The sequence below is a fragment of the uncultured Leifsonia sp. genome (assembly GCF_945957465.1).
Lineage (GTDB): Bacteria > Actinomycetota > Actinomycetes > Actinomycetales > Microbacteriaceae > Leifsonia.
Genome location: NZ_CAMFLC010000006.1, coordinates 128,217 through 138,322 on the forward strand (window position 1 = coordinate 128,217; position 10,106 = coordinate 138,322).

The 10,106-nt window shown below is 68.5% G+C and carries 12 protein-coding genes; 7 read left to right on the plus strand and 5 right to left on the minus strand.

Going from position 1 to position 10,106, the window contains the following annotated elements; genetic code table 11:
* Positions 1-67 precede the first annotated feature (67 nt).
* From Q0Q23_RS05205 to Q0Q23_RS05220, 4 genes are all read left to right on the plus strand, one after another.
* A complete protein-coding gene (locus tag Q0Q23_RS05205) occupies positions 68-847 on the plus strand; it encodes a polyprenol monophosphomannose synthase (RefSeq protein ID WP_295120353.1) in 780 nt (259 codons plus the stop codon).
* A 152-nt stretch (positions 848-999) separates the two neighbouring features.
* Positions 1,000-1,587: an amidase domain-containing protein gene (locus tag Q0Q23_RS05210; protein WP_295120356.1), complete on the plus strand. Its 588-nt coding sequence runs from the start codon at positions 1,000-1,002 to the stop codon at positions 1,585-1,587.
* Positions 1,584-1,904, plus strand: a complete 321-nt coding sequence (locus tag Q0Q23_RS05215) for a hypothetical protein (protein ID WP_295120359.1) — start codon at positions 1,584-1,586, stop codon at positions 1,902-1,904. Before Q0Q23_RS05210 ends, Q0Q23_RS05215 begins: the two co-directional genes overlap by 4 nt.
* A gap of 87 nt (positions 1,905-1,991) precedes the next feature.
* Positions 1,992-2,147, plus strand: coding sequence for a hypothetical protein (locus Q0Q23_RS05220; RefSeq protein ID WP_295120363.1), 156 nt, complete (start codon positions 1,992-1,994; stop codon positions 2,145-2,147).
* Positions 2,148-2,154: 7 nt separating this feature from the next.
* Here Q0Q23_RS05220 and Q0Q23_RS05225 read toward each other — a convergent pair whose 3' ends face one another.
* Together Q0Q23_RS05225 and Q0Q23_RS05230 are read right to left on the minus strand one after the other, a co-directional pair.
* Positions 2,155-3,276 (minus strand): HAMP domain-containing sensor histidine kinase, encoded by a 1,122-nt coding sequence (locus tag Q0Q23_RS05225; RefSeq protein WP_295120366.1) that lies wholly within the window; start codon positions 3,274-3,276, stop codon positions 2,155-2,157.
* Positions 3,269-3,955 (minus strand): response regulator transcription factor, encoded by a 687-nt coding sequence (locus tag Q0Q23_RS05230; protein WP_295120369.1) that lies wholly within the window; start codon positions 3,953-3,955, stop codon positions 3,269-3,271. The genes Q0Q23_RS05225 and Q0Q23_RS05230 overlap by 8 nt, the downstream gene beginning before the upstream one ends.
* Before the next feature lie 464 nt (positions 3,956-4,419).
* Here Q0Q23_RS05230 and Q0Q23_RS05235 point away from each other — a divergent pair, with 464 nt between their 5' ends.
* Positions 4,420-4,950, plus strand: coding sequence for a YbhB/YbcL family Raf kinase inhibitor-like protein (locus tag Q0Q23_RS05235; RefSeq protein WP_295120371.1), 531 nt, complete (start codon positions 4,420-4,422; stop codon positions 4,948-4,950).
* Between the two features lie 22 nt (positions 4,951-4,972).
* Here the strand turns inward: Q0Q23_RS05235 and Q0Q23_RS05240 are convergent, their stop codons facing one another.
* Positions 4,973-5,611, minus strand: coding sequence for a LysE family translocator (locus Q0Q23_RS05240; protein WP_295120375.1), 639 nt, complete (start codon positions 5,609-5,611; stop codon positions 4,973-4,975).
* Between the two features lie 66 nt (positions 5,612-5,677).
* Between Q0Q23_RS05240 and Q0Q23_RS05245 the strand changes: the two genes are divergently transcribed.
* Positions 5,678-6,805 (plus strand): bifunctional 2-methylcitrate synthase/citrate synthase, encoded by a 1,128-nt coding sequence (locus Q0Q23_RS05245; protein WP_295120407.1) that lies wholly within the window; start codon positions 5,678-5,680, stop codon positions 6,803-6,805.
* A gap of 31 nt (positions 6,806-6,836) precedes the next feature.
* On the opposite strand, the gene Q0Q23_RS05250 is transcribed toward Q0Q23_RS05245, so the two are convergent.
* Positions 6,837-8,042 carry an acetyl-CoA C-acetyltransferase gene (locus tag Q0Q23_RS05250; protein WP_295120409.1) on the minus strand — a complete coding sequence of 402 codons (1,206 nt, stop codon included), beginning with the start codon at positions 8,040-8,042 and terminating at the stop codon, positions 6,837-6,839.
* A gap of 132 nt (positions 8,043-8,174) precedes the next feature.
* On the opposite strand from Q0Q23_RS05250, the gene radC reads away from it, so the two are divergent.
* Positions 8,175-8,921 carry a RadC family protein gene (gene radC / locus Q0Q23_RS05255; protein WP_295120412.1) on the plus strand — a complete coding sequence of 249 codons (747 nt, stop codon included), beginning with the start codon at positions 8,175-8,177 and terminating at the stop codon, positions 8,919-8,921.
* Here the strand turns inward: radC and aspS are convergent.
* Positions 8,851-10,106 (minus strand): aspartate--tRNA(Asn) ligase (gene aspS / locus Q0Q23_RS05260; RefSeq protein WP_295120415.1); only part of this gene is annotated, 1,256 nt, incomplete at its 5' end. The genes radC and aspS overlap by 71 nt on opposite strands.

A 10,106-nucleotide genomic window follows, 5' to 3' on the forward strand; every position in this document is an offset into this window, starting at 1 on the left:
AGCACCGACTGCGAATACCGACAGATTCGTTCGCCTCCCGTTCAGCAGAATGGATGATGGTAGGAGTATGCGAACCATCGTGATCCTTCCGACGTACAACGAGCGCGAGAACATCGGGTCCGTCGTCGGACGGATCCGCGCCTCCACGCCCGACGTCGACGTGCTCGTGGTCGACGACGGATCGCCGGACGGCACGGGCGCGATCGCCGACGCGCTCGCCGCGACCGACGCGCAGGTGCGCGTTCTGCATCGCGCGGGCAAAGAAGGCCTGGGCGCTGCGTACCGCGCCGGTATGGCCTGGGCCCTCGACGCGGGCTACGACGCTGTCGTCGAAATGGACGCCGACGGGTCGCATCGACCGGAGCAGCTGCCGGCGCTACTGGCAGCGCTGCGCGCCGTCCCCGCGGGCGACGGCGCCGACCTGGTTCTGGGTTCCCGCTGGGTCGCCGGCGGCGGCGTCGTCAACTGGCCGGCGCATCGCCGTCTGCTCTCCCGCGGCGGCAGCGCGTACTCCCGGTTCTGCCTCGGTGTGCGAGCGCGCGATGTCACGGGAGGCTACCGGGCCTTCACAGCGGACGCGCTGAGACGCATCCACTACGCCGATGTCGCGAGCCAGGGCTACTGCTTCCAGATCGACATGCTCCGACGCGCATATGAAGCCGGCCTCACCGTGGCCGAAGTGCCGATCACATTCGTCGAACGCGAGCACGGCGCCTCCAAGATGACCGGCGGCATCGTCGCGGAGGCGATGTTGCGGGTGACCGGCTGGGGGATCACGGGCCTGCCCAAACGGTTCCGAAAGCAGCCGGAACGATCGGCCGCGACGGAATCCGCGCAGCGGGCTTAGCGGCCCCGGTATCGAAAACATATGCAGAAGCGGAAACGCCACCGCAACTGACCCCCTGATGGACTCGGTGTACGAAGCGCGCAGCTCGCGCAGGCTTCGAAGCACACTCGAGGAGTCAGATGAACACCCTTCGCTCACGAAGCATGGCGTCCATGGCGGGATTCGGTCTCGTGCTCGCCCTGACGGGCTGCTCCGACGCAGCCTCCCGCTCCGATGACACCGCCGTCACCGGCACAGTCCGCGATGCCGCGGCGAGCGCCGACAAGCAGCTCGCCTACGCCCTGGCCCATTGGAACGATTACAACACGGCGGAGTACGGCGATCTCAACCCCGTCGGCGGGGACTGCGCGAACTTCGTCAGCCAGACGCTGATCGCTCGCGGTTGGCAGATGAACTCGCAGTGGTACAACCACGGTGCCGCTGCCGGCTGGAGTCCGGCGTGGGGCTACGTGCCCGCGATGGACGGCTACCTCCGTTCGGCGGCGTCGAAGCTGGGGATCACCGAGTACTCGTTCGACCAGCGCGACAAGGTCAAGGTCGGCGACATCGTGATGTTCGACTGGGACGACGACGACTCGCTGGACCACGTGCAGATCGTGTCGTCCGTGCAGGAGATCGACGGCACGATCGTCATCAAGATGGCCGGCCACAACATCGACACCGACTACCGCGACCTCGACGAGACGATCACGGTCGATCATCCTGGTGCGGTCGGCCACTTCTGGGGGTTGTCGAAGTGACGCGGACCACTCGTCAGGTCGCCCTGCTGAGCGCTTTCGTGCTCACCGTCTCCCTCGCGGCGTGCGCCGCGGGGCCCACGTTGGGCGAGAAGCTCCAGACCGCCGCCGACCCGGTGCAACTCACCGACGCGGACGGCTACATCCCGAATGGCGACTCCCTCACCCTCGCGAGTGACAAGCCCGCGATCAGCAAGCTGAACCCCGCGCTCCTGGCGGCGCTCCGGGAGGCCGAGAAGGCCGCACACGACGAGCGCGGCATCTCGATCACGATCACGGACGGCTGGAGGTCGGTGCGCTACCAGGACTACCTCTTCTAGCGCGCCGTTCAGAAATACGGCAGCGAGCAGGAAGCCTCGAAGTGGGCCAGGCGAGGTACCGAGTCCTCTCACGTCACCGGAGACGCCGTGGACATCGGCACGGCCGACGCGATGGACTTCCTCAATCGCTTCGGCTCGCGCTGGGGCATCTGCCAGGCCTACGCCAACGAGATCTGGCACTTCGAGCTGCTGACCACCCCTGGCGGCACCTGCCCTCCGATGGCCGACGACGGCCGCGGGTGAGGGGAGGCTAGGCTGCGCGGCTCGGCAGTGTGGCCGCTACCGTCAGACCCCCTCCTTCTCGGGCGGTGATCTGGAGCTCGCCATCGTGCACGCGCGTGATGCTCGCGCAGATCGCGAGACCGAGTCCCGCGCCGACATGGCTGCTGTCGGCCGTGCGCGAGCGCGCGCCCCGGTGGAAGGGCTTCGTCAGGGTCGAGACGATGAGGGGATCGACGCGGGCGCCCGTGTTCTCCACCCGCAGAATGGTGCTCTGCGGCCCGGGAGCAGCAACGACCCGGACTCGCCGGTCCGGCCCGGAGTTGTGGACGATCGCGTTGTGGACGAGGTTCGACAGGAGTTGCTCGATCAGCGGTCGGTTCCCGAACACGACGGGTTGGTCGATCGTCGAGTTGATCGTCACGCCGCTCCGCGCCGCCACGCTCTCGAGGCTCCCGATCACCTGCGCGATCATCGAGGCGGTATCGATCTCCTCGATGGGGAGCTCGAGCGATGAGCGGGCGAGTCGTGCCAGGAGCAGGAGGGCTTCGGTCGCGGAGATCGACCGCTCGTTGATCTCGGTCAGGCGGGCGAGTGCCGTGCCGATGTCGGCGTCGGGGTCGGCGCGGGCGACCTCCAATATCGTGCGCGTCATCGCGAGCGGAGTGCGGAGCTCGTGCGACGCGTTCGCGGCGAAACGCTGTTGTTCGCCGACCTGCTGCTCCAGCCGATCGAGCATCAGGTCGAGCACGTCCGACAGGATCCGGAATTCGTCCGTTCGGCCGGGCAGCTGCACGCGCTGGGTGATATCGCCGTCTGCGATCCGCCGCGCGGCCTGGTCGATGAGCGACAGCGGTCTGAGCATCCGCCCGGCCAAGACCCACCCTCCCACCAGACCGACGGCGCTCAGAAACGCCAGCATCGCTCCTGCGGCGGGGAAGAAGACGCGAAGCAGATCGGAACGATTGGGCGCCCAGGCCCGATCCACGTCTTCGCCGATGATCTGGAGGTTGCCTTGCGGGACGAAGCGCAGCAGGTACCAGACGACGGCCGCCAGCGCGAGTCCGGCGAACACGAGGAAGCCCGCGTAGGACAGGGTCAGCTTGATCCGGACCGAAAGGCCGCGCCGACGGAGCGGAGCGGGCTCAGCCATCGCGTTCCGCGGCCGGCTCCGCGGCGCGGATCCGGTATCCGACTCCCGGGACGGTCTCGATGATCGACGGCTCGCCGAGACGCTTGCGCAGGGAGGAGATCGTGATCCGGACCGCGTTCGTGAACGGATCCGCGTTTTCGTCCCATGCCCGTTCCAGGAGCTCCTCCGCGCTGATCACCCCGCCGCCGGCAGCGACCAGGACCTCGAGGACCGCGAACTGCTTGCGGGTGAGGGCCACATATCTTCCATGGCGGAAGATCTCCCGCCGGAACGTGTCGAGGGTGAGGTCGCCGACGCGTCGAACGGGGGGTATCGCCTCGACCGGTCGTCGAGCGATCGCCCGCAGCCGCAGCACCAGTTCGCGCAGGACGAACGGTTTGGTCAGATAGTCGTCAGCTCCGGCCTCGAACCCGGTCTCCTTGTCGTCGATCCGATCGGCCGCAGTGAGCATGATGATCCGAGTGGAGGGAAGATTCTCCATCACGTGGCGGGAGATCTCGTCGCCCGACGGTCCCGGTATGTCGCGGTCGAGGATGGCGGCGTCATAGCGGTTGAAGGCGAGGAGTTCCAGCGCACGGTGGCCGTCTTCCGCGATGTCCGCTGAAATCGCTTCGAGCCGGAGGCCATCCCGCAGCGCTTCCGCGAGATAGGCCTCGTCTTCGACGATCAACACGCGCATGGAGCAAGACTAGCCGCGACATGTTTGCATACACATACAAAACCTGGGACTTCACCCGCGGGTCACACAAGTGGGGCGCGAGGAGGTCGGTGTTCGCGACCCGGGGCGTGTGGCCGACGCTGACGCAGCGGCTCCCCCGAGCCAGCTCTGCGGTAGACGCAGAGAGGTGAGCGCTGGTGATCGCCGGACGGACGTGGACGTCGGGAGCGACCTCCTGGAAGGCGACAGCCTCATCGGGTGTGCAACCGAACACGGTGACCTTCGTCAGTGACGCCGGTGGAAGGGACCGGATGCGTGGATCGCTGGATCGGTCGGTGCTCGTGGTGGCCATGAGTCCAGCGAAGCCGACCCGAGGTTGCGTCGGCGTATCAGCAAGCCGATAAGCCGACGATATATTCGGCCGTGATGCGACCGCACGGCGCTGACGGCGACGCGCACCGGCCGGTGGGCGTACCGTAACCTCCATGTCGAAAGATCCGCTGGAGCGCTTCGGCGCCGTTCCTCAGTTCACACTCACGAGCGATGACGTCGCCGACGACCGACCGCTGGCGCGGGCGCAGTGGGGCGCGGGCGGGGGCGGCGGCGATATCTCGCCGCAACTGTCCTGGAGCGGCTTCCCGGCCGAGACGAAGAGCTTCGCCGTCACGATCCACGATCCGGACGCACCGACCGGGTCCGGGTTCTGGCACTGGGCGGTGTACAACATTCCGGCCTCGGTGACGTCGCTGGCCCGGGGGGCGGGAGCAGAGGGCGGCGCCTCCCTGCCACAGGGTGCCGCCATGCTCTCCAACGAACTCCGGTCCAAGAGCTTCACGGGCGCTGGGCCGCCTCCCGGAACCGGGACGCACCACTATTACATCGTGGTCCACGCCCTGGACGTCGACCATCTCGACCTCGACCCCGAGTCGACGCCGGCGGTACTGGGCTTCAACGCCCACTTCCACTCGCTGGGCCGGGCGGTGCTGGTACCCGTGGCCACGGCAGGGGACATCTAGCCGTGCGACGCCGCGCCGGCTCCTAGTGCTTGTTCCCCGTCAGGGCGAGCACGCCGCCGAGGCCGATCATGAGCACGCCGCCGGTGGCGCCCAGCCGCTCGACGCGCCGCGGCGACCGCCCGAACCACGCGCGGGCCGCGCCGGCGACGAGCGCCCAGATGCTGTCGAACGTCAGTGCGAGAAGAAGGAAGACCACGCCGAGCTCGAACAGCTGCACAGGGATGGCGCCCGCGCGGTAATCCACGAACTGAGGCAGCACCGCGACGAAGAACACCAGCGACTTCGGGTTGGTCAGCCCGACGAGGAAACCCTCGCCGAGGATCCGCAGCCGGGAACGCCTCGGCGGAGTCGCCTCATGCGTGACCGCGGTGTGGCGGCGGTGCCGGATCGCCTGCACCCCCAGGTACATCAGGTAGGCCGCACCCGCGAACTTGATGATCGTGAACGCCACCAGCGACTGCGCGACGATCGCGCCGATCCCGAGAGCCACCGCGATGACGAGCGGCAGCATCCCCAGGGCGTTGCCGAGCACGCTCAGGAGCCCGCCCAGCCGGCCCAGGGCGAGCGACCTCCCGATCACGAACAGCACGCTCGGCCCGGGGATGACGATGAGCGCGATCGACGCGAGCGCGAACGCGAGCAATGACGGACCGGGGACCATACCAGGAGCGTAGGGGAGGTAGGTTCGTCCTGTGAAGACGAGCACCGCAGCGAAGGAGCAGCACACATGACCGACCCCGAGATCCACAAGGGCCTCGCCGGCGTCGTGGTCGACACCACGACCATCTCGTCCGTCAACCCGCAGACCAACTCGTTGCTCTACCGTGGTTACCCCGTCCAAGAGCTTGCGGCGCAGTGCTCGTTCGAGGAGGTCGCGTGGCTGCTGTGGCACGGCGAGCTGCCCACGGAGGAGGAGCTCGAGGGCTTCGAGAAGCTCGAGCGCGGCCTCCGCAGGCTCGACGATCGCACGCGCCGGACGCTCGATGACATCCCGGCCTCCGCCCATCCGATGGATGCGCTGCGTACGGCGGTCAGCCAGCTCGGCGGCCTCGATCCGACCCTGGAGCAGGAGGGCGGCATCCTGGATCCCGAGCTCAATCTCGGGCGTGCCGTGCACCTGTTCGCGCAGCTCCCGACGATCGTGGCGTACATCCAGCGCCGCCGCCGCGGGCTCGAGATCGTGGAGCCGCGGGACGACCTCGACTACGCGCGCAACTTCCTCTGGCTGACGTTCGGGGAGGTGCCCGACGACGTCGTGGTCGACGCCTTCCGTGTCTCGCTGGTCCTGTATGCGGAGCATTCCTTCAACGCGTCGACGTTCACCGCGCGCGTGATCGCCTCCACCCTCTCCGACGTCTACTCGGCCGTGACGGGTGCGATCGGCGCGCTCAAGGGGCCGTTGCACGGAGGCGCCAACGAGGCCGTGATGCACGCCTTCGACGAGATCGGCAGCGCCGACCGTGCGGAGGCCTGGCTCGACGAGGCTCTGGCGCAGAAGCGCAAGATCATGGGCTTCGGCCACCGCGTCTACAAGAACGGCGACTCGCGGGTGCCGACCATGCGCGCGTCGCTCGAGACCCTGGTCGAGCACTACGACCGTCAGGACATGCTCGACCTCTACGATGCCCTCGAGAACGCGATGGGTGCCCGGAAGAACATCAAGCCGAACCTCGACTACCCGTCGGGGCCCGCCTACAACCTGATGGGTTTCGACACCGAGACGTTCACGCCGCTGTTCGCAGCGGCGCGCGTCACCGGGTGGACCGCCCACGTCTTCGAGCAGTACGCGGCCAACTCCCTCATCCGCCCGCTCTCGCTGTACACCGGCCCCGCCGAACGGCACCTGAGCCGCTAGCAGCGCCGGGTTTCATCAGCGCCGGGTTTCGTCAGCGCCAGAGCAGCAGCCCCTCTCCCTGCCCGCCGCCGCCGCAGAGCGCGACGGCCGCGCGGCCGGAACCGCGGCGCGCGAGCTGATGGGCGGCGTGACCGGCGAGCCGCGCCCCGGATGCTCCGATCGGGTGGCCGAGCGCGATCGCACCGCCGTGGATGTTGACCTTCTCGGGATCGAGGTCCAGGTCCGCCGTCGACTGCAGCGCGACGGCGGCGAAGGCCTCGTTGATCTCGATCAGATCGAGGTCGTCGACGGTCCAGCCCGCACGTGTGAGCGCGGCCTGGATCGCGTTGGACGGCTGCGAGTGCAGAGAGTTGTCCGGGCCCGCGACCTGCCCGCTCGCCCCGACGACCGCCAGCCAGTCCAGTCCCAGACGTTCGGCGTTCTCGCGCGAGGTGAGGATGAGCGCGGCCGCGCCGTCGCTGAGCGGGGAGGAGTTGCCCGCCGTGAGTGTCCCCTGCGCGGCGAAACTGGGTCGCAGTCGGGCGAGCACGTCCACCGTGGAATCCGGTCGCACACCCTCGTCGGCCGCGATGACGAGCGGGTCCCCCTTGCGCTGCGGGATGCTGACCGGCGCGATCTCGACGTCGAAGACCCCGGAGGCCGCTGCCGCGCCTGCCCGCCGATGGGACGAGGCGGCGAATGCGTCCTGCGCCTCGCGCGTCAGCCCGAGCCGCTCCGTGTACTGCTCGGTGGAGGCGCCCATGGAGATCTTGTCGAAGGCGTCGGTGAGGCCGTCGTGCGCGGCCGAGTCGACCGCTTCCATCGAGCCGTACGTCCAGCCTTTCCGCGATCCGGGCAGCACATGCGGAGCGTTCGTCATCGATTCCTGACCGCCGGCCGCGACGACCGTCGCCTCACCCGCACGGATGAGGCGGGCCGCGTCGATCACGGCGGCGAGGCCGGAGAGGCACACCTTGTTGATCGTGGTGGCCGGCACGTCCCAGCCGATTCCGGCGGCGATGGCGGTCTGGCGGGCGGGATTCTGGCCCGCGCCCGCCTGGAGAACCTGGCCGAAGATCACCGCGTCGACGTCCGAGGCGTCGACGCCGGACTGCTCGAGCGCGCGACGAAGAGCGACTGTCCCGAGCTGTACGGCGCTCTGGCTGGCGAGCGCGCCCAGGATCTTGCCCTGCGGGGTGCGCGCGGCCGCCAGGATGACGACGTCGTCGGGTCGGGGTTCGGGGAGGGGACTGGTCATTGCGGGGCGACTCCTTCGTTGCCGGGATGCTCTTCGTCCATTGTCATCCACAGAGTGGAGTTCAGAGTCGGTTGTCCACAGATTGGTCCGCTCCGTGCACACCGGCGTCGACGCATTCGTAGCGTGGACTCCATGTCCCCCACGGAAGAGGCCGAGCGACCGCTCGCCGACGTCCCGAGCCACGACCGGCCGCGGGAGCGTATGCGGCGCCTCGGCATCGGCTCGCTCACCGACGACGAAGTGCTCGCGCTCATCCTCGGCTCGGGCCAGACCGGAAGGAGCGTCCTGTCCCTGGCCAGGTCCATCCTCGGGCGCTGCGGCGGCTTCCCGGGGCTCGCGACCATGGATTTCGCACGGCTCGAGAACCTCCCCGGGGTCGGTCCCGCCACCGCGGGGCGGCTCGTTGCGATCATCGAGATCTGGAGGCGCGCCGGGCGGTCCTCGGCGTGGACGCGCCTGGTCGACCACACCGCGATCGCCGACGTGGTGCGGCCGGAGCTCCTGCACCGCGACAGCGAGCGCTTCGTCGTCGTGGTCGCCGACCGCGCCGCGCGCCCCCTCGAGCTCGTCCTGCTGCGCGACGGCGGCGTCGACGAGCGCTCGATCCAGCCGGCCGACATCCTGCAGGCGGTGCTCACCCGCGGCGGCCGGTCGTTCGCGGTCGCCCACAATCATCCGTCGGGATCGCTCGACCCCTCCGTTGCCGACACCGTGCTGACGCGCAGGCTCGACCAGGCGGCAGCCACCATCGGCCTGCGCTTCCTCGGTCACATCCTGGTTGCGGGCGATCGGTGGGCGCCGCTGTCGGCTACGGGGTCAGTCGTGTCGGTCCGCGGAAGAGATAGGTCGTCTCACGCAGGTTCGACAGGTGCAGCATGAGCATCAGCACGCGCGCGAGTCCCATCCCGAATCCGCCGTGCGGGGGGATGCCGTACCGGAAGGTCGCGAGCACGTCCTCCAGCTCCTCCACCGAGAGACCCTTGTCCTCCGCCTGCTTCTCCAGGATGTCCACCCGGTGTTCGCGCTGCGCACCGGTGGAGATCTCCACACCGTTGAAGATCAGGTCGTAGCTCTTGGTCAGCGACGGGTCGTCCGGGTGGCGCATGTGGTAGTACGGGCGGATGCTCGAGGCATAGTCGGTCAAGAAGACGAACTCGTGGCCGTACGTCTCCTTCACGTACTGGGAGATCCGGCGCTCGCCCTCCGGGTCCATGTCGTCGTCGGCACGGGGCACTTCGTAGCCCTGTTCGGCGACGATGCGCTTGGCCTCTGCGAGCGGGATGCGCGGGAACGGCGTCGTCGGAACCGTGACCTCCACGCCGAAGAGCGCCTCGATCTCGGCCCCGTGCTTCTCTTTGACCGCTGTGAAGCCGGCGACGAGGAGGTCCTCGTGCACCTTCATGACGTCCTCGTGGCTGTCGATCCAGCTGAGCTCGGTGTCGACGCTCGTGAACTCGGTGGCGTGCCGGCTGGTGAAGCTGGGGTCGGCGCGAAACGCCGGCCCGATCTCGAACACGCGCCCGAAGCCCGCCGCCTGAGCCATCTGCTTGAAGATCTGGGGGCTCTGAGCGAGGTACGCCGTCGTCTCGAAGTACGGCAGCTCGAAGAGCTCGGCGCGCGACTCGGAGGCCGACGCCATCAGCTTGGGCGTGTGGATCTCGATGAACCCGTTGTCGACCCAGTACTGCCGCATCGCGTGCTCGAGCGTGGTCTGCACGCGGAAGATGAGGTTGTGCTTGGGCTCGCGCAGGTCCAGGAAGCGCCAGTCCATGCGCTTGTCGATGCCGCTGTCTGCGGCGATCGGCGTCTCCGGGATCGCGGCCGTCTCGACTTCGAGAGTGTTCAGCTTGATCTCGATACCGCCGAGCTTGACCCGCTCGTCGTGCTTGAGCTCGCCCGTGGCGCGCACGAACGAGCCCTGCGCCAGGCCGGAGATCGTCGTGGCGGGCTCGTCGGCGACGACGGTGCCGTCTTCGGCGACCGTGCGCGGGTTCACCAGCTGCACAGCCCCCGACTCGTCGCGCAGCACGACGAACTGCACCTTCTTCTGGTCGCGGACGGTCT

Coding starts and splice junctions, on each gene's coding strand:
- Q0Q23_RS05235 (WP_295120371.1), top strand. CDS start 4,420: ATGTCGAAAGATCCGCTGGAGCGCTTCGGCGCCGTTCCTCAGTTCACA.
- Q0Q23_RS05230 (WP_295120369.1), bottom strand. CDS start 3,955: ATGCGCGTGTTGATCGTCGAAGACGAGGCCTATCTCGCGGAAGCGCTG.
- Q0Q23_RS05245 (WP_295120407.1), top strand. CDS start 5,678: ATGACCGACCCCGAGATCCACAAGGGCCTCGCCGGCGTCGTGGTCGAC.
- Q0Q23_RS05205 (WP_295120353.1), top strand. CDS start 68: ATGCGAACCATCGTGATCCTTCCGACGTACAACGAGCGCGAGAACATC.
- Q0Q23_RS05210 (WP_295120356.1), top strand. CDS start 1,000: ATGGCGGGATTCGGTCTCGTGCTCGCCCTGACGGGCTGCTCCGACGCA.
- Q0Q23_RS05240 (WP_295120375.1), bottom strand. CDS start 5,611: ATGGTCCCCGGTCCGTCATTGCTCGCGTTCGCGCTCGCGTCGATCGCG.
- Q0Q23_RS05250 (WP_295120409.1), bottom strand. CDS start 8,042: ATGACCAGTCCCCTCCCCGAACCCCGACCCGACGACGTCGTCATCCTG.
- Q0Q23_RS05225 (WP_295120366.1), bottom strand. CDS start 3,276: ATGGCTGAGCCCGCTCCGCTCCGTCGGCGCGGCCTTTCGGTCCGGATC.
- radC (WP_295120412.1), top strand. CDS start 8,175: ATGTCCCCCACGGAAGAGGCCGAGCGACCGCTCGCCGACGTCCCGAGC.